Origin of the sequence: Comamonas halotolerans, assembly GCF_030162935.1 — a bacterium.
GTDB classification, from domain to species: Bacteria; Pseudomonadota; Gammaproteobacteria; order Burkholderiales; family Burkholderiaceae_C; genus Comamonas; species Comamonas halotolerans.
The window spans coordinates 23295-46514 of sequence record NZ_JASAUZ010000073.1; the positions used below are offsets into that span (position 1 = coordinate 23295).

25 protein-coding genes and 1 tRNA gene are annotated in these 23220 nt (G+C 54.4%); 14 read left to right on the forward strand and 12 right to left on the reverse strand.

Annotated features, from left to right (window positions below):
• Window positions 1-69 precede the first annotated feature (69 nt).
• A complete protein-coding gene (locus tag QEP11_RS17650; RefSeq protein WP_284337962.1) occupies window positions 70-402 on the forward strand; it encodes a YbaB/EbfC family nucleoid-associated protein in 333 nt (110 codons plus the stop codon).
• Window positions 403-469: 67 nt separating this feature from the next.
• Window positions 470-1060, forward strand: a complete 591-nt coding sequence (gene recR, locus QEP11_RS17655) for a recombination mediator RecR (RefSeq protein WP_284337963.1) — start codon at window positions 470-472, stop codon at window positions 1058-1060.
• A gap of 43 nt (window positions 1061-1103) precedes the next feature.
• Here the strand turns inward: recR and QEP11_RS17660 are convergent, their stop codons facing one another.
• Window positions 1104-2597 (reverse strand): transglycosylase SLT domain-containing protein, encoded by a 1494-nt coding sequence (locus QEP11_RS17660; RefSeq protein ID WP_284338084.1) that lies wholly within the window; start codon window positions 2595-2597, stop codon window positions 1104-1106.
• Window positions 2597-3370: a hydroxyacylglutathione hydrolase gene (gene gloB, locus QEP11_RS17665; protein ID WP_284337964.1), complete on the reverse strand. Its 774-nt coding sequence runs from the start codon at window positions 3368-3370 to the stop codon at window positions 2597-2599. Before gloB ends, QEP11_RS17660 begins: the two co-directional genes overlap by 1 nt.
• Here gloB and QEP11_RS17670 point away from each other — a divergent pair.
• A complete protein-coding gene (locus tag QEP11_RS17670; protein ID WP_284337965.1) occupies window positions 3369-4142 on the forward strand; it encodes a class I SAM-dependent methyltransferase in 774 nt (257 codons plus the stop codon). The two genes, gloB and QEP11_RS17670, sit on opposite strands and share 2 nt — an antisense overlap.
• Window positions 4139-4588: a ribonuclease HI gene (gene rnhA / locus QEP11_RS17675; protein ID WP_284337966.1), complete on the forward strand. Its 450-nt coding sequence runs from the start codon at window positions 4139-4141 to the stop codon at window positions 4586-4588. Before QEP11_RS17670 ends, rnhA begins: the two co-directional genes overlap by 4 nt.
• 90 nt (window positions 4589-4678) lie before the next feature.
• Here rnhA and QEP11_RS17680 read toward each other — a convergent pair whose 3' ends face one another.
• The 4 genes from QEP11_RS17680 to QEP11_RS17695 form a co-directional block, all read right to left on the reverse strand.
• A complete protein-coding gene (locus QEP11_RS17680; RefSeq protein WP_284337967.1) occupies window positions 4679-5002 on the reverse strand; it encodes a thioredoxin family protein in 324 nt (107 codons plus the stop codon).
• 76 nt (window positions 5003-5078) lie between these two features.
• On the reverse strand, window positions 5079-5702 hold the full coding sequence (gene mobA / locus QEP11_RS17685; RefSeq protein WP_284337968.1) for a molybdenum cofactor guanylyltransferase MobA: 624 nt from the start codon (window positions 5700-5702) through the stop codon (window positions 5079-5081).
• 58 nt (window positions 5703-5760) lie between these two features.
• Window positions 5761-6897, reverse strand: coding sequence for a GTP 3',8-cyclase MoaA (gene moaA, locus QEP11_RS17690; protein WP_284337969.1), 1137 nt, complete (start codon window positions 6895-6897; stop codon window positions 5761-5763).
• 65 nt (window positions 6898-6962) lie between these two features.
• Complete coding sequence (locus tag QEP11_RS17695; RefSeq protein ID WP_284337970.1) at window positions 6963-7559, reverse strand: DUF2889 domain-containing protein; 597 nt, start codon at window positions 7557-7559, stop codon at window positions 6963-6965.
• A 272-nt stretch (window positions 7560-7831) separates the two neighbouring features.
• Between QEP11_RS17695 and QEP11_RS17700 the strand changes: the two genes are divergently transcribed.
• The 4 genes from QEP11_RS17700 to QEP11_RS17715 all read left to right on the forward strand — a co-directional run bounded on the left by QEP11_RS17700 (window position 7832) and on the right by QEP11_RS17715 (window position 11432).
• Window positions 7832-8359 (forward strand): Mpo1 family 2-hydroxy fatty acid dioxygenase, encoded by a 528-nt coding sequence (locus QEP11_RS17700; RefSeq protein WP_284338085.1) that lies wholly within the window; start codon window positions 7832-7834, stop codon window positions 8357-8359.
• A gap of 117 nt (window positions 8360-8476) precedes the next feature.
• Window positions 8477-9007, forward strand: coding sequence for an inorganic diphosphatase (gene ppa, locus QEP11_RS17705; protein ID WP_284337971.1), 531 nt, complete (start codon window positions 8477-8479; stop codon window positions 9005-9007).
• A 386-nt stretch (window positions 9008-9393) separates the two neighbouring features.
• On the forward strand, window positions 9394-11040 hold the full coding sequence (locus tag QEP11_RS17710; protein WP_284337972.1) for an NAD+ synthase: 1647 nt from the start codon (window positions 9394-9396) through the stop codon (window positions 11038-11040).
• 53 nt (window positions 11041-11093) lie between these two features.
• Window positions 11094-11432, forward strand: a complete 339-nt coding sequence (locus QEP11_RS17715) for a P-II family nitrogen regulator (RefSeq protein WP_284337973.1) — start codon at window positions 11094-11096, stop codon at window positions 11430-11432.
• Between the two features lie 74 nt (window positions 11433-11506).
• Here QEP11_RS17715 and QEP11_RS17720 read toward each other — a convergent pair whose 3' ends face one another.
• The 5 genes from QEP11_RS17720 to QEP11_RS17740 all read right to left on the reverse strand — a co-directional run bounded on the left by QEP11_RS17720 (window position 11507) and on the right by QEP11_RS17740 (window position 14703).
• A complete protein-coding gene (locus QEP11_RS17720; RefSeq protein WP_284337974.1) occupies window positions 11507-12103 on the reverse strand; it encodes an LOG family protein in 597 nt (198 codons plus the stop codon).
• Between the two features lie 41 nt (window positions 12104-12144).
• Window positions 12145-12672: an RDD family protein gene (locus QEP11_RS17725; RefSeq protein ID WP_284337975.1), complete on the reverse strand. Its 528-nt coding sequence runs from the start codon at window positions 12670-12672 to the stop codon at window positions 12145-12147.
• Between the two features lie 113 nt (window positions 12673-12785).
• On the reverse strand, window positions 12786-13604 hold the full coding sequence (locus QEP11_RS17730) for a DUF3106 domain-containing protein (RefSeq protein WP_284337976.1): 819 nt from the start codon (window positions 13602-13604) through the stop codon (window positions 12786-12788).
• Between the two features lie 62 nt (window positions 13605-13666).
• Window positions 13667-14134, reverse strand: coding sequence for a DUF3619 family protein (locus QEP11_RS17735; protein ID WP_284337977.1), 468 nt, complete (start codon window positions 14132-14134; stop codon window positions 13667-13669).
• Window positions 14131-14703 (reverse strand): RNA polymerase sigma factor, encoded by a 573-nt coding sequence (locus QEP11_RS17740; protein ID WP_284337978.1) that lies wholly within the window; start codon window positions 14701-14703, stop codon window positions 14131-14133. The genes QEP11_RS17735 and QEP11_RS17740 overlap by 4 nt, the downstream gene beginning before the upstream one ends.
• A 298-nt stretch (window positions 14704-15001) precedes the next feature.
• On the opposite strand from QEP11_RS17740, the gene QEP11_RS17745 reads away from it, so the two are divergent.
• The 6 genes from QEP11_RS17745 (at window position 15002) to QEP11_RS17770 (ending at window position 22932) form a co-directional block, all read left to right on the forward strand.
• Window positions 15002-16789, forward strand: coding sequence for an acetolactate synthase 3 catalytic subunit (locus QEP11_RS17745; protein WP_284337979.1), 1788 nt, complete (start codon window positions 15002-15004; stop codon window positions 16787-16789).
• A 169-nt stretch (window positions 16790-16958) separates the two neighbouring features.
• Window positions 16959-17450: an acetolactate synthase small subunit gene (gene ilvN / locus QEP11_RS17750; RefSeq protein ID WP_284337980.1), complete on the forward strand. Its 492-nt coding sequence runs from the start codon at window positions 16959-16961 to the stop codon at window positions 17448-17450.
• Window positions 17451-17530: 80 nt separating this feature from the next.
• Window positions 17531-18547 carry a ketol-acid reductoisomerase gene (gene ilvC / locus QEP11_RS17755; protein WP_284337981.1) on the forward strand — a complete coding sequence of 339 codons (1017 nt, stop codon included), beginning with the start codon at window positions 17531-17533 and terminating at the stop codon, window positions 18545-18547.
• A gap of 201 nt (window positions 18548-18748) precedes the next feature.
• Complete coding sequence (gene pssA / locus QEP11_RS17760) at window positions 18749-19585, forward strand: CDP-diacylglycerol--serine O-phosphatidyltransferase (protein WP_284337982.1); 837 nt, start codon at window positions 18749-18751, stop codon at window positions 19583-19585.
• Window positions 19586-19816: 231 nt separating this feature from the next.
• Window positions 19817-21484: a 2-isopropylmalate synthase gene (gene leuA / locus QEP11_RS17765; protein WP_284338086.1), complete on the forward strand. Its 1668-nt coding sequence runs from the start codon at window positions 19817-19819 to the stop codon at window positions 21482-21484.
• A gap of 293 nt (window positions 21485-21777) precedes the next feature.
• On the forward strand, window positions 21778-22932 hold the full coding sequence (locus QEP11_RS17770) for a serine hydrolase (RefSeq protein ID WP_284337983.1): 1155 nt from the start codon (window positions 21778-21780) through the stop codon (window positions 22930-22932).
• Window positions 22933-23059: 127 nt separating this feature from the next.
• Here the strand turns inward: QEP11_RS17770 and QEP11_RS17775 are convergent.
• Window positions 23060-23136, reverse strand: a tRNA-Arg gene (locus QEP11_RS17775).
• Window positions 23137-23220 lie beyond the last annotated feature (84 nt).

Below are 23220 nucleotides of genomic sequence, written 5' to 3' on the forward strand. Positions count from 1 at the left end.
CGGGGCATGCCAAGTCGTGGCACTATTGGCCCCAATTGATTTTTAAGTGACAAACAAAGGAAACCCAACATGTTCAACAAAGGACAACTCGCTGGCCTGATGAAGCAAGCCCAAGCCATGCAGGACAACCTGAAGAAGGCGCAGGAAGAACTGGGCAACGTCGAGGTTGAAGGCGAATCCGGCGCTGGTTTGGTCAAAGTGGTGATGACCTGCAAACACGATGTCAAGCGCATTACCATCGACCCCAGCTTGCTGAGTGAAGACAAAGACATGCTGGAAGACTTGGTGGCTGCTGCATTCAACGCGGCAGTGCGCAAGGCAGAAGAAACTTCCAACGAAAAAATGTCCAAGCTGACTGCTGGTATGCCAGGTTTGCCAGGCGGCATGAAGTTCCCCTTCTGATTTTTAGGGCACAACGTTGTGCGAGGGAAAGCGGTTGCGCTTTCCCTTTTTTCATGGGGTTTAAACGATGTCAGATCTTCAACCGCTGGAACCGCTGATTCAGGCTCTGCGTCGCTTGCCGGGAGTTGGTGTGAAATCCGCGCAGCGCATGGCTTTTCATCTGATGCAGCGCGATCAAGATGGCGCCCGCGTGCTCTCTCGTGCTTTGATGGAAGCCGTTGACTCCGTGCAGCATTGCACACGATGCAACACATTCACGCACGATGCGGTATGTCCTATCTGTCAGGATACAGGGCGCGATGCTGCGCGTCTGTGCGTCGTGGAGACGCCGGCCGATTTGGCGGCCATGGAGCGCACGGGTGCCTACACTGGTTACTATTTTGTATTGATGGGGCGTATCTCCCCCATGGATGGGGTGGGCGCCAAAGATATTGGCTTGCCGGCCTTGCTGCAGCGTGCATTGGATGGTGTGGTGCAGGAAGTCATTCTTGCCACCAGCTTCACAACGGAAGGCGAAGCGACAGCGCATGCGGTGACCGAGCTGATGCAGGGGCGCAATATTCAGGTCACGCGTCTAGCACGAGGGGTGCCGGTTGGCAGTGAGCTGGAGTATGTGGACCTCGGAACAATTGCGCATGCGCTGGTAGAGCGTCGATAAAAAAGCCCTGCATTGCAGGGCTTTTTTAGAGGGGGGCGTTGAATCAGCGCTTTTTCTTGGTGGTGGTTCCACCTTTGCTTTTTTGTGCAACCTTGGTCGCTGGAGCTTTGCGGGCAGATTTGGTGACCTTGGTGCTACTGGATTTTTTGATGCGCGTGCTTTTCTTTGTGTTAGCACCTGAAGCCACAATCTTCACACTCTTGTAGACATCCAGTGATTGCCCGGCAGTGAGGCGGGCGTTGGTCTTGATGTCGTTCCAGCGTGCCAGGTTGGCCACGGTGACACCATTGCGTCTGGCCACCTTGGCCATGGTGTCACCCTTGCGCACCTTGACCGCAGTACGGCGGGTGACTTCCGTGATCTCCGGTGCAAAGGAGATGGTGCCGTTGTCTGCAATGTGCGTGGACACATCGCTGAGGTGTTGTGAAGTGCGCGGCACCATCAATGCAGAGCCCGCCTTGATCATCATGCGAGGGGGAATGCGATTGACACTGCGCAGGTCGGCTTCGCTCATGCCGACCCGTTGGGCAGCATTGGCAACTGTCATGGTGCTGGGCGCCACCCATACTGTCCAGCTGGCGTACTGACCATCATTGTGCGCAGCCAGATTGCGCTGAAAGACTTTGGCGTTGTCCCAGGGCAGCAGGATATGGGTGGTTCCTGCTGCAAAAATGGTCGGCCGGTGAAAAGATGGATTCAGCGCCTTGAAGTCTTCCAGGCGAACGTCAGCCAGTCGTGCGACCAGTTCCACATCCATGTCGCGCTTGATTTCAACGGCTTGGAAGTAGGGGTGATTCTGTATGTGAGGCAGTTCAATGTTGAACTTCTCGGGATTGGCAATGATGTTCTTGACGGCCTGCAATTTGGGGACGTAATTGCGGGTTTCGTTGGGCATGTTCAGCTCAACATAGCTGGTGCCCAGCCCCTGGCGCTCGTTGCGTTTGATGGCGCGCCCAACGCTGCCTTCGCCCCAGTTGTAGGCGGCCAGGGCCAAGTGCCAGTCACCAAACATGCGGTGGAGTTTTTCCAGGTAATCCAGCGCAGCTTTGGTCGAGGCCAAGACATCGCGGCGGTCATCGCGGAAAGCATTCTGGGTCAGGTCAAAGTAAGAGCCTGTGGCGGGCATGAACTGCCACATACCCGCTGCCTTGGCGCTGGAAACGGCTTGCGGGTTGAAGGCACTTTCAATATAGGGCAGCAGTGCCAGCTCTGTAGGCATGTTGCGCTGCTCTAGTTCTTCAACGATGTGGAACAGGTATTTGCTAGAACGCGTAGTCATGCGCTCAATGTAGTCAGGCCGGCTGCCATACCACTGCTCTTGGGTGTTCACCAGTTCGTGCTCAAGATCGGGGATGGCAAAGCCACTGCGAATGCGTTCCCATAGATCGCCATTGGACTCCAGCGATGCTACTTTGGAGGTGCCTGTGCGAGCTTGTGTAATGGGTTTGAGAGGACCGTCGTACTTCGAGGAGGGCGATGTCGCGCAGCCGGCGAGCCATACGACACTGAAAGCAACAAGAAGATGGCGCAAGTTCATCAGAATGCGTTTTTCCATGCACGCAGCGCGGCCAGCACGCTTGCGGGTTGTTGGGGATGAATGTTGGGATGGAAGCGTTGTGCACTTTGCACAACCTGCTTAACGTCACAACGCAAAAAAGGGTTGATTGCAAGCTCTAGCGCCAGCGTGGAGGGCAGCGTGGGTAGCTGCTGCTGGCGCAGGTCTTCGCAATGCGACCGGTATTGGAGCAATGCTGTGTTGTTAGGTTCCACAGCACAAGCAAATTTCAGGTTACTTAAAGTGTACTCATGGGCACATGCCACACGGGTGTTCTGCGGCAACTGTGCCAGCCGTTGCAAGGAGGTGTACATCTGCTCTGGCGTTCCTTCAAATAAACGTCCACAACCACCGGAAAATAAGGTGTCACCGCAAAACACAATCGGATCCTGATCCGGCGGTTCACAATACCAAGCAATATGACCCGCAGTGTGGCCTGGCACTTCCAGCACGCGCCAATCCAGACCCAGAAGCTGTAGGCGGGTCGCAGCATCCACGCGAATGACTGGCTCCGGCAGTACTTCAAATGCAGGTCCATATACCAAGGCGCCTGTTGCTTCGCGCAGCGTGGCAACACCTCCTACGTGGTCAGCATGGTGGTGGGTCACTAAAATGGCTAGAAGCTGCAGATCTAGGGCTTGTAGGGCAGCTTCAACAGGGGCAGCATCACCAGGATCGACCACCAGGGCTTGCTTGCCGTTGTGCAGCAGCCAAATGTAATTGTCAGAAAACGCAGGCAACGGCAACAGGTTCATGAACGTGGTTAGTCAATCAGGCCATCCGTGGATGGCAAAGGCATTTGGCCGCTATCTGCTCGAGTGGGAGCAGCAGCGGAGCGATGAAGCTGTGGCGGATATTTTCGGCTACCACAGTTTGCAATTGGGGCAGCCTATGTTGCACGCATTGCGCCACAATCGCATGCCGCACCAGTGGATGGCAGCAACAACTGCTGATTTAACCCCTGAACGCACAACTTGCCAAGGGGTTCATCAGGTTCAATTGTGCTGTGCCCCAGAAGCGCTGCCATTTTCCGAATCTAGCCTGGACTTGCTGGTCATGCCACATACCCTGGAATGCTGCCAAGACCCTCATGCGGCTTTGCGTGAAGCGGTGCGAGTGCTGGTGCCAGAAGGGCGGCTTTTGTTGTTCGGACTCAACCCTTTCAGCTTATGGGGACTGCAACATGGCCTTGAACGTGTGCAAAGCCCCGGTATGAATGCCTGGAAAGGCCTGCCACATTGGCGTGTGCGTGATTGGCTGCATGTGCTGGCCATGGATGTAGTGGCCGCCGATTTTGGCTGTCATGCGCCGGCAGTGGACAGCCGTGCATGGTTGGAGCGCTGGCGCTGGATGGATAAGCTGGGCAATAAGGCTTGGCCGGTGCTGGGCGGTGCATACTGCATGCTGGCTGTGAAGAAGGTGCATGGCATGCGGCTGATGGAGCCTGCATGGCGCAAAAACAAAGCGCCCGCGCAAGCTGCGCCTGCGGCGGCGTGCCAACAAGCACCGCAAAGGAAAGAAATTTGAACCAGGTTGTGATTTATACGGACGGTGCCTGCAAGGGCAATCCCGGTCCAGGTGGTTGGGGCGTGTTGCTGCAAGCAGGCCCGCATGTCAAGGAAATGTATGGCGGTGAGCGTGAAACCACCAATAACCGAATGGAACTGACCGCAGTGATAGAGGCTTTGCGTGCGCTCAAGCGACCTTGTGATGTCACGCTGTTTCTGGACAGCGAATATGTGCGCAAAGGTATTACCGAGTGGGTACAGGGCTGGAAGGCCAAAGGCTGGAAAACTGCTTCCAAGCAGCCGGTGAAGAATGTCGAGTTATGGCAGGAGCTTGATGCCTTGGTTGCTACCGCCGGCCACCGCATTGAATGGCGCTGGGTAAAGGGCCACGCCGGAGATCCTGGCAATGAAAAAGCCGATGAACTGGCTAATAAAGGCGTGGAGAAAGCTTTGGGGCGTTTGTAGAAGACGCGGCGCGTGTCGATAAAGAAAAAGGCTTCAGAGCTTGTCTATCTGAAGCCTTTTGTATCTCCAAGGCAAGGCACAAGCTTGTGCTCAGATGGCCACAGGCAGTTGTTCTTCAATATCCAGAACAGACTGGGGGCGTATGCTGCGGCTGATTTCTTCACCATTGCGCAGTATCACCAAGGTTGGCCATAGTTTGACCTTGAAGTGGCGACCAAGCTTGCGGCCTGGGCCGTCTTCAATCTTGATGTGTGTGATGTCGCGCCTTTCTTGCAGTGCTTCACGCAGAAAAGGCTGTGCACCTTGGCAGTGTGGGCACCAGTCCACACCAAATTCAATGGCTACAGTGCCGGGAAGTGTGGCCAAGTCTTCCGGGCTTGGGGGGGGGGCTGTGAATGCGGTGGCAAAGGCCATGCTGTCTCCTTGATAGGTTGCTGCTTGTCTAGCCTTCATGGTGCTGGCAATTGGCGCTTGTCGTCAACCCTGGATGTTATGCATTTTGTAGCGCTTGCAATTCTTCCAGTGTGTTGGCGTTGGCAAAGGCTTGCGGGTTGTCGCTGCATAGATCAAAGCGGCATAGAGCCTGGGAATGTCGCTGCGTCCAGGTATCAATCTTGCGTCCGCCTTTGGCGACAAATGTTTGCAGGCTCGGCAACAGGCTGCGGTGCAAGAGTGCAAACACGGGCTGAGAGCGAACTTGTAACGTTCCATCGCGACCCACTTCGGGGCCCGCTGCAATAACGATGTCGGCCTGCATGTGTGTTGCCACTGCCGCCATACGTTGCGCCAGATCTTCTGGAAAGCAAGGGCTGTCACAAGGGACGGTGAGCAGCCACTCGGTCTCACAATGGCTCAAGCCGGTCAAAAAGCCGGCAAGCGGTCCAGCGTAGTCGGGCAGCACATCGGTATGAACCGGGACGCCAAAACTTTGGTATGTGTCCAGACTGCGGTTGGCGTTGAGCATGCATTGGCCCACCTGACTTTGCAGTCGTTGCAGCGCATGCATGGCCAGGGGCCGGCCTTTATAGATTTGCAAGCCTTTGTCGACACCGCCCATGCGGGTACCTCTGCCACCTGCCAGAACCAGGCCGGTGATGTCTTGCGAAGAAATCATGGTGTTGTGCGCTCAACTAGCTTGGAGGAAAAGCCAAGTATGGCGCGAGTTCAAAGGCTTAGCCGCCGATGTAGCTCATTTCCACACGTTTGCGACCTTGAGCCGGCTCAGCGGGCATGCTGGCGCGCAGTTCGGAATAGCGGTCGCTGCGTTGTCCCCAGATATGACCAATGGCGTCGCTGATGGTGGCATCGTCTGCATCGCCACGCAGCAATTCGCGTAAATCCCAGCCTTTGTCGGCGAACAGGCACAAATACAAGCGTCCCTCGGTGGAGAGGCGAGCGCGGTTGCAATCACCGCAGAAAGCTTGGGTAACGCTGCTGATGACGCCAATTTCACCCAGGGCAGGGTCATGCAAACCATCGGCACCGACATAGCCCCAGCGTTTGGCTGTTTCGCCGGGGGCGCTGGGTTCGAGTTGAACCAAGGGCATTTCAGCGCTGATCCGCTGCACCACTTCCGCAGACGGCAGGACCTCATCCATGCACCAGCCGTTGGTAGCGCCTACATCCATGTATTCGATAAAACGAAGCGTCACACCTGTGCCACGGAAATGGCGAGCCATGGGCAGAATCTGATCAATGTTGGCGCTGCGTTTGACCACCATGTTGACCTTGATGTCAGAAAGCCCAGCCTCTCGCGCGGCTTCAATGCCATCGAGCACGTCGGCGACGGGAAAGTCCACATCATTCATGCTGCGGAAGATGGCGTCATCAAGCCCATCAAGGCTCACAGTCACCCGATGGAGTCCGGCATCCTTGAGTAATCGCGCTTTACGGCGCAGCAAGGAACCATTGGTCGTGAGAGTGATGTCCAGAGCATCGCCGCCAGGTGTACGCAGGGTTGCCAATTGGGCAATCAGTTGGTCCAGATCTTTGCGCAGCAAAGGCTCGCCGCCTGTGAGGCGAAGCTTGCGCACGCCGTGAGCGGCGAAAATGCGGGCCAAGCGCGTAATTTCTTCAAAGCTTAGCAGTGCTTTGTGCGGCAGGTAAGGGTAGTCCTTGTCGAAGACATCCTTGGGCATGCAGTAAGCGCATCGAAAGTTGCAGCGGTCTGTCACGCTGATGCGCAGATCGCGCAAGGGGCGAGCATGCTGATCCAGCAATTGCCCGCGCGGAGCAACATGCTGTGCCTGTAAAGGGGCGTGCAGCACACCATACCTTTGTTCCACCAACGGGATTACGCGATCGACCATAGGGGCATGATTGTGCCGCAAGGTAGTCAGCCGTGCCGGCTTCGGGGTTTGTTGCGAGTGCTGGGTCAGCCTTGCTTTGAAGATGCCTGGGTGCCTGGGACGACAGGCTCTTTGGCTGCTGCTGATTTCCAGCCTACAAACTGTGGGTAGTACTGCAAGACGGCGGGGCCATTGAAGTCCCAGCCGGTGCAGCGCCCAAGATATGCAGGAGGCTGATCGGCTGAGGCGCTGAAGGCCGCGACAACGCTTTGAAATGCAGCAGTGGCCATGTTCTGCAGCAACTCTCGCATATGTGTGCAACCGACGATGCCAGCCAGGTTGGCTTCGATGGATTTGCGCCAACCCTTGGCCATGCTGCAGCCGACCATCCGTTGCATGGCCGCCAAAGCGCCGGGGCATCCGTCGATAGGGTGCGCATCCATGCAAGCTTCGATGCTTTGCACCACCAATTCGGGTGTAACCGTTACGCGGATCCACATATGGTGAATAGGCTCACCTGCTTTGCGCATGCCTTTGCCACTTGGGCGGGGCGTGTCAATGGCTTTGGTGTCCAGCAACTCGCCTTCAATGTCCCAGAGACCATCGTCACGCTCGAAGCTGCGGTAGTTCACTTGGCGAATATGTTGCGGGCTACGTGCCACCGTGGGATTGCTAAGAGGCATGTGTTTGTACTTATTGAGCGGTGAACACCTGGCAACAATGCACAAGTGTCATCTGGTTCGTCATTCATGCGGCAAGCCGCAGGCTTTGTATTCTGACTGTGGTCAAGTGGATTGTCAGTCACTCAAGCAACCTGAATTTCCAATGAAACTGCCCTTATTTGCAGATGTGGAAAGAGCTTTTTGCTATCTATTTTTATAGGTGCTTGCCCTATGGACACACTGCACAGTGCGACAGAGCATGCATGAACCAAGATGATGATGTGGAGGTCGCAATGAGTAACTTGGTTGAGCAACTGGCTCAATATGCGGAATATCACCGGGATGGGCGCAACATTCTCACGCATTTCTTTGGCGTTCCCATGATTTTGCTGGCGGTAGTGATCCTGCTGTCACGGCCTGCATGGGTGTTGAGCGGCAGTGGGTTTGGCTTGAGCCCTGCGGTTATGGCTGCATTGGCCGCTGCGATTTATTACATGCTGTTGGATATGCGTTATGGTCTGGCTCTGGCATTGGTTTTAGGTGTGATGCTGGCCGTGGGTGCTTGGCTGGCGCAGCATTCGGTGGTGCTCTGGTTGAGCTGGGGGCTTGGTTTGTTTGTTGTCGGCTGGATCATCCAGTTTGTGGGGCATTACTGGGAAGGGCGCAAACCAGCGTTCTTGGACGATATCGTGGGTTTGCTGATCGGTCCCTTGTTTGTATTGGCCGAAATGGGCTTTGTGCTGGGCCTGCGACATGAGGTTCAGAAGGCTATTGAAGCGCGCTCTGGTCCGGTAAGACACCCTGAGCGTGCTGCCTTGTAATTGATTGTTGCGCGGATATTCAAGGGGTTTGCAAGAAGTGAGCAAGGGCATGCCTCTAAAATCGTCAGGTCTCCCCCTGTTGGGGGATTGTTTATTTCATAACCTGACCAACCCATCATGTCCTTCGAAAAACTGACTCCCGGCAAAAACGCCCCTGAAACCTTCAACGTTGTGATCGAAATCGCTGCCAATTCCGATCCTGTGAAGTATGAAGTGGATAAGGAAACAGGTTGCGTGTTTGTGGATCGCTTCATGGGCACCGCCATGCACTACCCAGTGAACTATGGTTATGTACCCCAGACTTTGGCTGGCGATGGCGACCCCGTGGACGTGCTGGTCATGACTCCTTTCCCATTGCCTACAGGCGTGGTGGTTCCTTGCCGTGCCATCGGCATTCTTCACATGGAAGACGAAGGCGGTGTGGATGGCAAGGTTCTGGCCGTGCCTACCAAGAAGATCCTGCCTGCGTACGACAAGATTGAAAGCCTGGAAGATGTGCATGAACTGACACTGAACCAGATCGCTCACTTCTTCGAGCACTACAAGGATCTGGAAAAAGGTAAGTGGGTGAAGGTTCTGGGCTGGAAGGGTATTGATGAAGCCAAGAAGGAAATCACAGACGGCATCGCCAGCTACAACAAGGCCTAAGGTAATACCGTGAAACAGGCAGTGAAGCCATGGCTTCGCTGTTCGCTTCTTCTTTCAATAAAAAAGCAGGCGCTCATGGAGTGCCTGCTTTTTTATGGTGCATACAGCGCCTCCCATTTTTCCAATCGCGTGCGCAGCACCCACTTCATGGCTCCATGAACCCGGGCAACTCAGCGAGCATTAAATGGCAAATTCCTTGCGTGTATGAAGTTGCAAGCAGATTGGGGGCGTAATCCGGTTTTTAATACGAAGCCACAATCTGTCAAAGCCCATACAGGTGGAGCGAGCGTGAGGGAGTGATAATCGCTCTCTTTGGGCTTGTTGGTTGAATATCGATTCAGCACAGCAATAGCTGTTAGCGCTTAGGCCTCATCGCCTCACTTTCCATGACCACTTCTATCTGCATTGCTCAACTCAACTACGTAGTGGGTGACTTGAGCGGCAACGCAAAAAAGATCATTGAAGCTGCCAAACAGGCGCATGCGCAAGGCGCTTCGCTGTTGGTGACTCCCGAGTTGGCACTGTGCGGATATGCCGCAGAGGATTTGCTTTTGCGTCCTTCGTTTCAGCAAGCCAGTGATGAGGCGTTGCAGCAAGTGGTTGCAGCTACAGTGCAATTACCAGGGCTGAAGTTGTTGCTGGGGCATACCCGAGCGCTGCAAGGGACGACACACCGCCACAATGCGGCGAGCTGGATTACGGAAGGCCGTGTGCTGGCAACCTATGTCAAACAAGCCCTGCCTAACTATGGTGTATTTGACGAGTTGCGTTACTTCACGCCTCAGCACGAACCTTGCCTGGTGGAGCTCAGCGGCATACAGGCAGGCATTTTGATTTGTGAAGACGCATGGCTCAAAGAGCCGGCCCAGGCCGCAAAAAATGCCGGGGCGCAGATGTTGATTGTCCTGAATGCATCACCGTATCACCTGGGCAAGCAAGCCGAGCGCGAGGCTGTTTTGGCGCAGCGAGCACAGGAGACAGGTTTGCCGATCATTTACGCCCATATGGTAGGTGGCCAGGATGAACTGGTGTTTGATGGCAGCAGCTTCGCATTGAGCGCCCAAGGGCAGGTTGCTATGCGCGCGGAGTCTTTCAAGGAAGCTCTGCCAACCGTGAGTGTGTACCTGGAAGGTCAGCAGGTGCAATTGTCAGGTGCCATTGCTGCCGAGCAGGAAGAAGATGCTTATCTCTGGCAAGCATTGGTTTTGGCGGTGCGCGACTACATTGGGAAAAACGGCTTTCCTGGCGCGTTGCTGGGTTTGTCTGGGGGGATTGATTCGGCGCTGGTGCTGGCCATCGCCGTGGACGCACTGGGCAAAGACAAGGTGCGCACAGTGATGATGCCCTCGCCTTACACGGCAGACATTAGCTGGAAAGATGCGCAGGAGATGGCTGATCGCGTGGGCGTGCGCCATGACGTGATTGATATTGCGCCGCAATTCGAAGCCTTCAAGGCGGCTTTGGCCGAGCAGTTCCACGGACTGGCAGAAGATACAACCGAAGAAAATCTGCAGGCCCGTATTCGGGGAACCTTGTTGATGGCCCTGTCCAACAAGTTTGGCTCGATTGTGCTGACGACCGGCAACAAGAGTGAAATGGCTACGGGCTACTGCACTTTGTATGGGGATATGGCCGGTGGTTTTGCTGTGATCAAGGACGTGCTAAAGACGCGTGTTTTTGATTTGGCACGTTGGCGCAATGCCAATGATCCGTTCGGGACGGGGGCTCAGCCGATCCCTGAGCGAATCATCACGCGTCCACCAAGTGCCGAACTGCGGCCAGACCAAAAAGACGAGGACAGTCTGCCGCCTTATCCTGTGCTGGACGACATCATTCGCCGATATGTGGAGAATGACGAGTCGATCGAATGGATTGTGGATGCTGGTCATGCCCGTGACAATGTGGAGCGCGTTGTGCGCCTTATCCGCATCAATGAATACAAGCGCAGACAAGCGCCTGTAGGTCCACGTCTGTCACATCGCAGCTTTGGCAAAGATTGGCGTAGCCCGATTACCAATGGGTTTAGGCGTTAAATTCAAGCCATCGTGCAACCTTACAAATTTTAAATTCCACTGGAGCTCCGACCATGAAAATGATTACTGCCATCATCAAGCCTTTCAAACTCGAGGAGGTGCGTGAAGCTTTGGCGGAATGTGGCGTAACAGGTTTGACCGTGACGGAAGTAAAGGGCTTTGGTCGTCAGAAGGGCCATACGGAGCTGTACCGTGGGGCAGAGTACGTGGTTGACTTTTTGCCGAAAGTGAAGATTGAAGTGGTGGTGACTACGGAAGATACGGATCGCTGTGTGGATGCCATCGTGACTGCCGCGCGTACAGGCAAGATTGGAGATGGCAAAATTTTTGTGACTCCCGTTGAGAAAGTAATCAGAATTCGCACTGGCGATCTGGATAACGCCGCAATTTGAGTTAGCAAAGGGTTGAAAAAAAGCGATCTTGGAGATCGCTTTTTTATGTGCGCTAAAGAATGGAATGCGCCTGTTCACAGTACTTCGCGCAAATCCTGGCTTTCTGGGGTTGTGCCTGCTGATTCAACCAGAAACTCCATCAACTCCGATGTGTTGTTGCAGGCATGAATCAAATCCATTTGCCACTCGCCCATGAAGCCGTTGTTAACGGTGGATTTCAAGAAGCTCAACATGCTGGCGTAGTAGTCTTCTACATTGAGCAATCCAATCGGTTTGTCGTGGTAGCCAAGCTGGCGCCAGGTCCATACCTCAAACAGTTCCTCAAATGTACCAATGCCGCCAGGCAAGGCCAGAAAAGCATCACTGCGCTCAGCCATCATTGCTTTGCGCTGGTGCATGTTGGCAACGATATGCAATTCGTCACAGGCCTGGTTGGCCACTTCTTTATCAACCAGAGCTTGTGGGATGACGCCCACAACACGTCCGCCAGCAGCTTTGGTGGACTCTGCAACAATACCCATCAAGCCTGTTCGGCCGCCACCGTAGACCAGTTGCCCATTGTGTTGACCAATCCAGGTGCCCACGGCACGTGCTGCTTCAGCGTAGGCAGGAAGTTCACCAGGGCGGGAACCGCAGTAAACGCAAATTGAGAAGTTGGGATTCAAGGACATCGGGAGACTGTGAAAGATAAAAAAGGTTGGTGACAGAGCAATCAAGCCACCTTTTGTGGTGGCGCTGCTTGGACCAGGCGTGTGCCAGCGAGCACATCGTGCAGGAACTGGCGTTGCGGGTGAAAGCGGCTTAGCAATGCCCACACCAGGATCCAGCCGAGAGTCAGCACGGCGACTTCAGCCATGGGTAGATGAAATGGTTGAAGGATAGCCAAAGGTGGCAGCAGCCACATCCAGGACAACGCATAGCGTGCCAAGGCGCGAATACGGGTCAAGGGGCGCCCATGCTTGTCAACAACCTGGATGTGCCAGGTCTTCATGGCCAAGGTCTGGCCTTTGCTCCAGAACCAGGCAAAGTAGGCACCAAGAACCAAAAACAAAAGTGCTTGCAGGGTGCTGGGTGAAAGCGGGGTGCCAAAAAGCGCGCCAGCAGCCCCCAAGACCAGGCCTCCCACAAAAACGACACCAAACAACAGCAGGCTTTCATACAGCCAGCAAGCCATGCGGCGACGCAGACTGGGGGCGGTGAGTGCGGCAGGAGGAAGTGAGGGGGATGTGGAGGCGGACATGCAGGCAGGGTTTGAGGAGCTGGCACTTGGTGCAGGAAAACCCCTCTATTGTGCCTTTACTCATGTGACAGCTGTCTTGCACATCTGAGCAAGCTTCTCAGCGTTTGAAGCGCTCAAGGCTCGTCCGCAGGTAGTGGGGGTAGATCCACGCGAGGCATGGATTGCGGCACAGCAATGGGCTGGCTAGAGACAGCAGGCGGATGCGGTAGTGGTGGCAAATGCACCGAAGGCATTGCCTGTGGGGTTTCTACTGGGATTGCCTCCACGGGGGGCTTCACCATGACCGCGGGTGCTGTTGGCTCAAGCTGCTCCACTTTAGGTTTGGGGGGCTTGGGAGGCGGTACAACAGCAAGTCTACGTTTTGCCTTTTTCGCGGTTTTGGCTTTGCGAGCCTGTTCTGCCAGGCGCTTTTTCTCGGCTTCGCTCAAAGCCTGGTATTCATCCCACTTGGTTTGAAGTTCTTGCGCGGACAGTCGACGACTGCTCTCAAAGTTCAGGCGTGCCTGGTTTCGCTGCTGGGCGCTCAGGCTGGCCCATGTATTCATTCGGCTGAGAAGCTTGTTACGCTCAGTGGTATCCATTTGAGGGTAGCGGTCGGCCAGTACCAGCCAACGGCGTTTAGCCAAGGCTCCCATACTGTCCCAGCGATCACGTAGAGGCATCAGAACCTGGCGTTGTGCTTCTGTAATTTCACGCCAGATCGGGCCGGAAGAGCTCAACCTAAGCTGGGGGGCATGTGTGTTGCTGCTCAGCGAGCTGCGTTCGCTATCACCTTCCACGGCCATATAAGCCGGTACGGCACTGGGAACCATGGCCACTTGGTTCATGCTCCAGAGACCTCCAAAGGCCAAGCCCAACAACAGCACGCCCGCCACAGCTGTGGCGAAGATGGTAGCGCGAGAGGTTTTTGGGGTGTCAGCTATCAGGGGCATGTATTGCCAAGTGTAAATCTTTACGCCTTTGACCAAGTCAGGCGTATGAGGCTAGAGAGAGTTTAAGGTGTGTCAGAAACTGTAGCTTGCAAGTATTGCTGAAAGCCAGGGTCTGTATACGCGGCGGGAGGTAACTCGCTGGTCAGCAGGGCTGCATCTACCTCGGCTACATCCACGGTGGCCCGGTTGTCCAGGTCTGCGCCAATAAAAGCCAATGCACCTGCTAAGGCAACCAAAGGCAAAGCTGTTAACAAGCGGCGAACCCAGATTGGGGTGTTGTCATGACTGGGAGCGCCCAAAGAAAGCGTCCCATCGGCATTGCTGCCAAGCAGTGATGCAGCAGTTTCTGCTTGCAAAGCACGGAGTGGCGTACTCGTGCGCTTGCGCGCTGAAACAGCCTGCACACGTGCGGCACGCAGACGCTCTGTGACCACATAGGGCAGATCTGCACTTGTCATGGACAGGCGCGCAGTCAGCTTTCGGGCAAATTGCTCGGCCGCAAGTTCATCGTGGTGCGAAGGTGTGGTCATAACTCAATTCCTTTGGCTTTGAGCGCTTTGCTCAGCGACTGGATAGCTCTAAAACAGTGTGTCTTTACGCTGCCCTCAGAGCAACCCATGGCTGCAGCGGTCTCTGCAACATCCATGTCTTCCCAATAACGCAGCAAAAAGGCTTCCCGTTGACGCGCAGGCAAAGATTGAATTTCATTTTCAATGCTTTGTAACAATTGCATGCGTTGCGTGTGCGTTTCGGCGCTTTGTGCTGTTTCACGGTCTTCGTCGGCTGCATAAGTCTGCATCCAATCGAAATCGGCATCCTCAGAGTCATCTCCATGTGAGATGTCTGCCATATTGGTAAAGACTGCATTCCGCGTCTTTTGTCGCCTGAACCAGTCCAGCGTGCAGTTGGACAAGATGCGGTGAAACAACATTGGGAGTTCTGCAACAGGCTTGTCGCCGTAGTGCTGCGCGAGCTTGAGCATGCTGTCTTGGACGATGTCCAAAGCTGCTTCCTCGTCACGGACGTGGTAAACCGAGCGTTTGAACGCACGTTTTTCAACGCCTTTCAGGAAGTCGGATAGCTCTTGTTCAGTGGCCAAGACAGGGGTGCTCGGTAAGTCGGGATCTAACGAATCTGCTCACAGGACTGGATCCTGGCAGCACGCAGCAAAGATTGTCATTATCGCATTGCGTTGGCAAACTGCCTAAAAAGCGTTAGCCAAACTGTATGTTGCAGTGCCATAATCATTTCTTGCAATTAATAAAGGCAAACGGGTCAAGGTCCGGCGTTCACCATCTCGCCCATGTCCTCTGGCCTTAAGTCCCAAGACAGTCTCACAAGGGCTCGGACAAGGGGCACCCAAGGTTTTTCGTTAGAGAAATTCGCAAAGGTTGATCATGGAAATCTCCAAAGCAGAGCAGGCCAGCGCAGCGGCTGCTTCTTCGCAAGCTGCACCTCAGGATTTGATGGGTGCAGAAATCCTCGTCAAGTCACTTCAAGCCGAAGGTGTGAAACACCTCTGGGGCTATCCTGGTGGCGCAGTGCTCTATATCTACGATGCACTGTACAAACAGGACACGATTGAACACGTGCTCGTGCGCCATGAGCAAGCGGCAGTGCACGCTGCGGACGGTTTTGCGCGCGCAACCGGCGAGGTAGGGGTGGCGCTGGTTACATCCGGCCCAGGCTTGACCAATGCAGTGACAGGTATTGCCACTGCCTATACAGATTCCATTCCGCTGGTCGTGATCAGCGGTCAAACAGCCACAACTTCCATTGGCAGTGATGCTTTCCAGGAGTGTGACACTGTGGGCATTACCCGCCCCATCGTGAAGCACAACTTCTTGGTCAAAGATGTGCGTGATCTGGCTGTGACCATGAAAAAAGCTTTTCATGTCGCACGTACAGGCCGTCCTGGCCCAGTTGTGGTGGATATCCCGAAGGACGTGTCCTTCAAAAAAGCGGCTTTCAGCGGCTATCCACAGACTGTGGAGATGCGCTCGTACAACCCGGTCAAAAAAGGCCACTCCGGTCAAATTCGCAAGGCGTTGCAGCTGCTGCTGACAGCCAAGCGTCCCTACATCTACACCGGTGGTGGCGTGCTGCTGGGCAACGCCAGCCAGGAATTGCGCACCTTGGTGGATATGCTGGGTTACCCGGTCACTCATACTTTGATGGGTCTGGGGGCGTATCCGGCCAGCGATCCGAAGTACTTGGGCATGCTGGGTATGCACGGCACGATCGAGGCCAACAACACCATGCAAAACTGCGATGTACTGTTGGCGGTGGGTGCCCGTTTTGACGACCGTGTGATTGGTAACCCCAAGCACTTCATGTCTGCAGAGCGCAAGATCATTCACATCGATATTGACCCTTCCTCGATCTCCAAGCGCGTGAAGGTGGATGTGCCTATTGTGGGCGACGTCAAAGACGTGCTGAGCGAGCTGATCGCCATGATTCGTGAAGCTGCAACCAAGCCTGACGAAGGTGCGCTGGCGCAGTGGTGGAAGCAGATTGAAGCTTGGCGCAGCCGCGATTGTCTGCAGTTTGATCGCGACAACAAAGAAGTGATCAAGCCCCAGGCAGTGGTGGATACCTTGTTCAATATGACCAAGGGCGAGGATGTGTACATCACCTCCGATGTGGGGCAGCACCAGATGTGGGCCGCACAGTACTACCGCTTCGACGAGCCCCGCCGCTGGATCAACTCAGGCGGTTTGGGCACCATGGGTGTTGGCCTGCCATATGCCATGGGTATCAAGCTGGCCAAGCCACAGGCTGAGGTGTTCTGCATCACGGGCGAAGGCTCGATCCAGATGAACATCCAGGAGCTGGCCACATGCCGCCAGTACAACACGCCGGTCATCATCTGTGCGTTGAACAACCGCTTCCTGGGCATGGTGCGCCAGTGGCAGCAGATTGAATACTCGGGTCGTTACTCCAGCAGCTACATGGATTCGCTGCCAGACTTTGTCAAGCTTGCCGAGGCTTTTGGACATGCCGGTATTTTGGTGGAAGACCCTTCGCAAGTGGAAGCAGCTTTGAAAGAGGCGCGTCGCATTGCGCGTGAGGAAAACAAGTGCGTGTTCATCGACTTCCGCACAGACCCCTCGGAGAACGTGTTCCCCATGGTGCAAGCGGGCAAGGGCATCACCGAAATGTTGCTGGGGCCTGACGACTTGTAAACACAGACTAGATAGTCTGCGAGTGCAAGCTGACAGCAGACGGAAAGTCTTTCCATACGCGCGTGCAATTTCGACCTGCACAAAGCGCGCTCATTTTGACGAATCTATTGTTTGCCAAGCCTGACGCTTACCGGTGTCAGGGGAGGGCAGCGAAAAGAGGAATCTGGTTATGAAACACATTATTGCCGTGCTGCTCGAAAACGAGCCCGGAGCCTTGTCCCGTGTGGTTGGCCTGTTTTCGGCCCGCGGCTACAACATTGAATCACTCACGGTTGCACCGACAGAAGATGCCTCGCTGTCTCGCATGACTATCCAGACCACAGGGTCGGATGACATCATTGAGCAGATCACCAAGCACCTGAACCGCCTGATCGAAGTCGTGAAAGTGGTGGATCTGACTGAAGGTGCTTACACCGAGCGAGAGCTCATGATGGTGAAGGTGCGCGCCGTAGGCAAGGAGCGCGAAGAGATGAAACGCATGGCGGATATTTTCCGCGGTCGCATCATCGACGTCACTGAGAAAAGCTACACGATTGAACTCACCGGTGATCAGTCCAAGAACGATGCGTTCCTGCAGGGCATTGATCGCTCGGCGATTCTGGAAACCGTCCGCACTGGTGCTTCGGGCATCGGACGTGGCGAGCGCATTTTGCGTGTCTGAGGGCTATTTGCCGCTTACACTGATTTTTAAGAACGTTTTACATACCCCATATACCAAACGGGAAATAACTGGAGCCAAGCATGAAAGTTTTCTACGACAAAGATTGTGATCTGAACCTGATCAAGGGTAAGACCGTCGCCATCATCGGTTACGGCAGCCAGGGCCATGCACACGCACAAAACCTGAACGACAGTGGCGTAAAGGTTGTGGTGGGTTTGCGCAAGGGCGGTGCATCGTGGGACAAGGTTGGCAAGGCTGGCCTGACCGTGATGGAAGTGGATGAGGCGGTGAAGGCTGCTGACGTGGTCATGATCTTGTTGCCTGACGAGAACATTCCAGAGGTCTACAAGAACAACATCGAGCCCAACATCAAGCAAGGTGCTACCCTGGCGTTTGCGCACGGCTTTAACGTGCACTACAACCAAGTTGTGCCTCGCGCCGATCTGGATGTGATCATGGTGGCTCCCAAGGGCCCTGGTCACACAGTGCGCTCCGAATACCTGAAGGGCGGTGGCGTTCCTTCCCTGATCGCTATCTATCAGGACAAGTCTGGTAAGGCGCGTGACGTGGCTCTGTCTTACGCCATGGCCAACGGTGGTGGTAAGGGTGGCATCATCGAGACCAATTTCAAGGAAGAAACCGAAACTGACCTGTTCGGCGAACAAGCCGTGCTGTGCGGTGGTGCGGTGGAACTGGTGAAGATGGGTTTTGAGACCTTGACCGAAGCCGGCTACGCTCCCGAGATGGCTTACTTCGAGTGCTTGCACGAGCTGAAGCTGATCGTTGACCTGATGTATGAAGGCGGTATCGCCAACATGAATTACTCCATCTCCAACAACGCGGAGTATGGTGAGTACGTGACAGGTCCTGAAGTGATCAACGAAGAGTCGCGCAAGGCCATGCGCAATGCATTGAAGCGCATCCAAAGCGGTGAGTACGCCAAGATGTTCATCAGCGAAGGTCGTCTTAACTATCCTTCAATGACTGCTCGCCGTCGTCAAAATGCCGAACATGCAATCGAACAAGTTGGTGGTCAGCTGCGCGCCATGATGCCTTGGATCTCCAAGAACAAGCTGGTGGATCAGACCCGCAACTAATGCGTGTGTCGTCCTAAGTCCCGAATCAGGGGCTGAAAGCTGAAGGCCACTGTGCAAGCAGTGGCCTTTTTATTTGTGGTGTTGATCAGCGACAGCGATACACTGGTATTCATACAGCCACGAATGTGGCTTGCGTAAAATACTATGGTTTTAATAGCTGCTCGCCATGTTGGATGAGGCAGCGTACTGGAGGTGCATTTCATGCATGACAGCAATGACGCCAAAACGGGCGACAACGGCGTGGTGATTCGTAAGCGCCGCAAAGGCATTTACATCCTGCCCAATCTGTTTACGTTGGCAGCGTTGTTTGGTGGCTTTTATGCCATTGTGATGGCGATGAACGGTCGCTTTGATCTGGCCGCCATTGGCGTGTTCTGTGCGATGGTGCTCGATAGCCTGGATGGCCGCGTAGCGCGGATGACCAACACGCAAAGTGCGTTTGGTGAGCAAATGGACTCGTTGTGCGACATGGTGTCATTCGGAGTGGCGCCCGCATTGGTGGCCTATGAATGGGCGCTCAAAGGTTTGGGGCGCTGGGGCTGGATTGCCGCATTTGTGTATTGCTCATGCGCGGCCCTGCGCTTGGCGCGTTTCAATGTCAACACCGGTGTGGTGGATAAACGCTGGTTCCAAGGACTGCCTTCGCCTGCGGCGGCAGCTTTGGTGGTCGGCTTTATGTGGGTGCTCAATGACTACGGCGTAGTGCGTGGCGAGGACGGCCTGCTGACTTGGGTGCAGATGATGTGGGTCATGTTCTTCCTGACGCTGTATTCAGGCTTGACGATGGTCACCAACGTGCCTTTCTACAGCTTCAAAGATGTCAACATGAAGCGCAGCGTGCCCTTTGCCGTGATCATCTTGATCATGCTGGGCATTGCCGTCATCAATATCCACACTCCCACGGTGCTGTTTGCTGTTTTCGCTATTTATGGCTTTAGCGGCTATGCGGTTTATGTGGTGCGCAAGGCCAAAGGTCAGCAAACCAGCGTGATCAGCACATCCAAAGATGAGCCCGAGGAACGTGGTTTGCACCACTAAGTAAAAACGCGGAAATGTTTTTTGAAAAACTGTGCTAGAGTCGCCTGCATGCAAAACCTGTCGCTAGCCCTACTACTAACTTTCATGTCCAACGGGCAGAACTAGTAGCGCGCGCGTACAACACCCTACTTCCCAGGCCCGTAGCTTCCAGCGACGGGCCTTTTTGCTTTTAAGGGTTGCTGGGAATCAGGCCAAATTTTCTTGAATCCACGAAAGAGAGCTCCTATGTCGATGTTGCAGAACCCCGCAAGCAAGTACCAACCCTTTGTACCTGTACGTCTGACCGATCGCACTTGGCCTGATGCCACAGTTTCCAAGCCACCTGTCTGGTGCAGCGTGGACTTGCGTGATGGCAACCAGGCTTTGATCGAACCCATGGATATCGAACGCAAGATTCGCATGTTCGAGCAGCTTGTGAAGATTGGCTTCAAGGAAATCGAAGTTGGTTTTCCCTCTGCGTCCCAGATTGAGTTTGACTTCATGCGCAAGCTCATCGAGGAAAAGCGCATTCCAGATGATGTGACCGTGCAAGTGCTGACCCAGGCGCGTGAGCACTTGATTCGCCGTACTTTTGAGGCTTTGGAAGGCGTGCCCCGTGCCATCGTTCACTTGTATAACGCCACAGCTCCTGTGATGCGTCGTGTGGTGCTGAACATGAGTGAAGACGAAATCGTGGAATTGGCGCGCAGCAACGCGCAACTGTTCAAAGACATTGCGGCAGAGCATCCCGGCACCGACTGGACATTTGAATATTCGCCCGAGATGTATTCGGACACTGAAGTCGAGTTCTCCAAGCGCGTTGTTGATGCTGTCACTGACGTGTGGCAGCCTACGCCTGAGAAGAAGTGCATCATCAACTTGCCCACTACGGTGGAGCACTCCAGCCCCAATATTTTTGCGGACATGGTTGAGTGGACTCACCGCAACCTCAAACGCCGCGATTCCATCGTTTTGTCGGTGCATCCACACAATGACCGAGGCACAGGTACGGCGACTGCAGAGATGGCGCTGTTGGCAGGTGCGGATCGGCTGGAGGGGTGCTTGTTCGGTAACGGTGAGCGTACCGGCAACCTCGATATCGTGAACGTGGCCTTGAATATGTACATCCAAGGTATCAACCCCGGTCTGGATTTCTCGGACATTGACGGTATTCGCGCCACAGTTGAGTATTGCAACCAGTTGCCAGTTCATCCACGCCATCCCTATGTGGGCGAATTGGTCTACACCTCTTTCTCGGGCTCGCACCAAGACGCCATCAAGAAGGCGTTCAGCGCGCGCAAGGATGGGGATGTTTGGGATATGCCATACCTGCCTATTGATCCTAAAGATTTGGGCCGCAGCTACGAAGCAGTCATTCGTGTGAACAGTCAGTCGGGTAAGGGGGGCATTTCTTACCTGCTTGAAGCAGAGTATGGTTTGCAATTGCCTCGCCGCCTGCAAATCGAATTTTCGCAAGTGGTTCAGCATGAGATGGACACTCTGGGAACGGAGTTCGCAGCAGCTGACTTGTGGAAGATTTTCCGCAAGGAATTCGGCATGGATGTCTCGCAAGCACCTCAGTACCGCCTGGCTGAGGAAGATGGCGTAGTCACCATGGACGCCAAGTTAAATTGGGATGGTCAAGAGCGTATTTTGCAAGGCAAGGGTACAGGGCCTATCGATGCGTTTGTGCAGGCTTTATCACAAGCCACGGGTCGCAGCGTGCGCGTGATGAACTATTCCGAGCATGCAGTGGGCGAGGGGGCGAATGCCCAAGCTGTTGCATACGTAGAGGTGCGTGTGGATGACAGCCACTCTGTGTTTGGCGTGGGTATGGATGCCAACATAGTGTCTGCCTCTATTCGTGCCATTTTGTCGGGTTTGCGACGCGCGCCAGTTGCCCAAGTAGCTGCTGCGTGACGAGTATTTGAGCGGTCATTTGAATAATAAAAGCAAGTACCGCTCAGCTACTAACCTGCCGGATTATGAAATCCAGCTTGGATCCAAAAGACGGGGGGGAGGGCAAACTCAGATGCCTTATGTATTGTTTGCTCTCAAATAAATGCAAATGAGTGCTTTCTGCATGCTACTAACGGTAGAGGCAGGCCTATAATTTATGAATACCCGACTTAAAAGTCGCGCAATTTGGCTAATTGTGCGACTTTTTAGTGGATGACGGCACTCCCTTGTTGTTTGTTGCTCGGAGCACTTGCATGCACCACCGATCCCCTTTTGCTTACCGTCGAATTGCCCATGCTCTGGCTTTTCTGACTCTAAGTTGTGCTCTGGCTTCTCCTGCCGCTTATGCAGCGAAGAAGGCTCCAACAAAAAAACCTGCTGCAACAGCAGCAGCCTCCAAGGGTAAAAAAGTTAGCACCAAGGCCAAAGCAACTTCTACCAAGAAGGTTGTGGCACAAAAGGCAAGAAAACCTGCTGCCTCAACTCGCAAGGCTGTGGCGTCGCGTAGCACCAAGGCCAGTGCCAAAGTTGCTCGTAAATCAACTGCTGCACGTGCTGTGGCAGCTGCAGCGGCAGGTGCTACAGCTGTTGCTGTGGCCCGGCCTTCCTTTGGCCAAATGGCTGGCCTGCACCAGGTTTCTGATCCGCTGGACTTGAAGTCCAGTGTGGCGCTGGTGCTTGATCAAGACACCAAAGAAGTGCTGTTGAGCAAAAACGACCATGCAGTGTTGCCGATTGCCTCCATCACCAAGTTGATGACGGGCTTGCTGATTGCTGAAGCACAACTGCCGATGGATGAAATCATCACCATCACGCAAGACGATGTGGATACCGAAAAGCACAGCAGCTCGCGTTTGCGGGTGGGTACGCAGCTGACGCGTGGCGAAATGCTGCATCTGGCGCTTATGTCCAGTGAAAATCGCGCAGCGCACGCACTAGGCCGTACCTATCCTGGTGGTCTGCAGCACTTTGTTCAACTGATGAACAACAAGGCAAAGTTGCTGGGGATGAGCGAGACCCAGTATGTCGAGCCCACAGGTCTTTCCAGTCGCAACCAGTCCAGTGCACATGATTTGGCAACGTTGGTGAATGTGGCGCACGGCAATACTTTGCTGCGTCAGCTGTCAACTTCGCCGAGCCATGAAGTTGCGGTTGGCAACCGTGTGCTGCAATTCAACAATACCAACAGTCTGGTCAAGAGCGATCGTTGGGATATCGGTCTGCAAAAGACTGGCTATATCTCAGAGGCTGGTCGTTGCTTGGTTATGCAAGCTGAAGTGGCTGGCCGTAAGTTGATCATGGTGTTTCTTGACTCCATGGGAAGATACAGTCGCCAAGGCGATGCAGAGCGTGTGCGCCATTGGGTGGAAACGCTGGGTGATCAGCGCATCATGTCTGCCAGCAAATAAGAGTTTTGCGGCGCTTTAGCTATTTGTGTGGGGCTGCGCTGGGGAAGACGGAAGGAAGGCCTGTAGCACCGTAATTAATAGTCAAGAAAAAAGCCGCTCAATTGAATTGAGCGGCTTTTTGAATTTGTGGCGCGGCGTACTGGAATCGAACCAGTGACCCACAGCTTAGAAGGCTGTTGCTCTATCCAACTGAGCTAACGCCACCACTTTACTTTTGCATGAACTCCCTACCTTGGTTGGGCGGTGTCTAGCAACACCTCAATCATACCGTGCATTAGGTATGGTTTC

What these genes read in the sequence shown, in the direction of transcription:
- QEP11_RS17650 (WP_284337962.1), top strand. Translation starts at nt 70, where the DNA reads ATGTTCAACAAAGGACAACTCGCTGGCCTGATGAAGCAAGCCCAAGCC.
- recR (WP_284337963.1), top strand. Translation starts at nt 470, where the DNA reads ATGTCAGATCTTCAACCGCTGGAACCGCTGATTCAGGCTCTGCGTCGC.
- QEP11_RS17660 (WP_284338084.1), bottom strand. Translation starts at nt 2,597, where the DNA reads ATGAACTTGCGCCATCTTCTTGTTGCTTTCAGTGTCGTATGGCTCGCC.
- QEP11_RS17670 (WP_284337965.1), top strand. Translation starts at nt 3,369, where the DNA reads ATGAACGTGGTTAGTCAATCAGGCCATCCGTGGATGGCAAAGGCATTT.
- gloB (WP_284337964.1), bottom strand. Translation starts at nt 3,370, where the DNA reads ATGAACCTGTTGCCGTTGCCTGCGTTTTCTGACAATTACATTTGGCTG.
- QEP11_RS17680 (WP_284337967.1), bottom strand. Translation starts at nt 5,002, where the DNA reads ATGGCCTTTGCCACCGCATTCACAGCCCCCCCCCCAAGCCCGGAAGAC.
- mobA (WP_284337968.1), bottom strand. Translation starts at nt 5,702, where the DNA reads ATGATTTCTTCGCAAGACATCACCGGCCTGGTTCTGGCAGGTGGCAGA.
- moaA (WP_284337969.1), bottom strand. Translation starts at nt 6,897, where the DNA reads ATGGTCGATCGCGTAATCCCGTTGGTGGAACAAAGGTATGGTGTGCTG.
- QEP11_RS17695 (WP_284337970.1), bottom strand. Translation starts at nt 7,559, where the DNA reads ATGCCTCTTAGCAATCCCACGGTGGCACGTAGCCCGCAACATATTCGC.
- QEP11_RS17700 (WP_284338085.1), top strand. Translation starts at nt 7,832, where the DNA reads ATGAGTAACTTGGTTGAGCAACTGGCTCAATATGCGGAATATCACCGG.
- ppa (WP_284337971.1), top strand. Translation starts at nt 8,477, where the DNA reads ATGTCCTTCGAAAAACTGACTCCCGGCAAAAACGCCCCTGAAACCTTC.
- QEP11_RS17710 (WP_284337972.1), top strand. Translation starts at nt 9,394, where the DNA reads ATGACCACTTCTATCTGCATTGCTCAACTCAACTACGTAGTGGGTGAC.
- QEP11_RS17715 (WP_284337973.1), top strand. Translation starts at nt 11,094, where the DNA reads ATGAAAATGATTACTGCCATCATCAAGCCTTTCAAACTCGAGGAGGTG.
- QEP11_RS17720 (WP_284337974.1), bottom strand. Translation starts at nt 12,103, where the DNA reads ATGTCCTTGAATCCCAACTTCTCAATTTGCGTTTACTGCGGTTCCCGC.
- QEP11_RS17725 (WP_284337975.1), bottom strand. Translation starts at nt 12,672, where the DNA reads ATGTCCGCCTCCACATCCCCCTCACTTCCTCCTGCCGCACTCACCGCC.
- QEP11_RS17730 (WP_284337976.1), bottom strand. Translation starts at nt 13,604, where the DNA reads ATGCCCCTGATAGCTGACACCCCAAAAACCTCTCGCGCTACCATCTTC.
- QEP11_RS17735 (WP_284337977.1), bottom strand. Translation starts at nt 14,134, where the DNA reads ATGACCACACCTTCGCACCACGATGAACTTGCGGCCGAGCAATTTGCC.
- QEP11_RS17745 (WP_284337979.1), top strand. Translation starts at nt 15,002, where the DNA reads ATGGAAATCTCCAAAGCAGAGCAGGCCAGCGCAGCGGCTGCTTCTTCG.
- ilvN (WP_284337980.1), top strand. Translation starts at nt 16,959, where the DNA reads ATGAAACACATTATTGCCGTGCTGCTCGAAAACGAGCCCGGAGCCTTG.
- ilvC (WP_284337981.1), top strand. Translation starts at nt 17,531, where the DNA reads ATGAAAGTTTTCTACGACAAAGATTGTGATCTGAACCTGATCAAGGGT.
- pssA (WP_284337982.1), top strand. Translation starts at nt 18,749, where the DNA reads ATGCATGACAGCAATGACGCCAAAACGGGCGACAACGGCGTGGTGATT.
- leuA (WP_284338086.1), top strand. Translation starts at nt 19,817, where the DNA reads ATGTTGCAGAACCCCGCAAGCAAGTACCAACCCTTTGTACCTGTACGT.
- QEP11_RS17770 (WP_284337983.1), top strand. Translation starts at nt 21,778, where the DNA reads ATGCACCACCGATCCCCTTTTGCTTACCGTCGAATTGCCCATGCTCTG.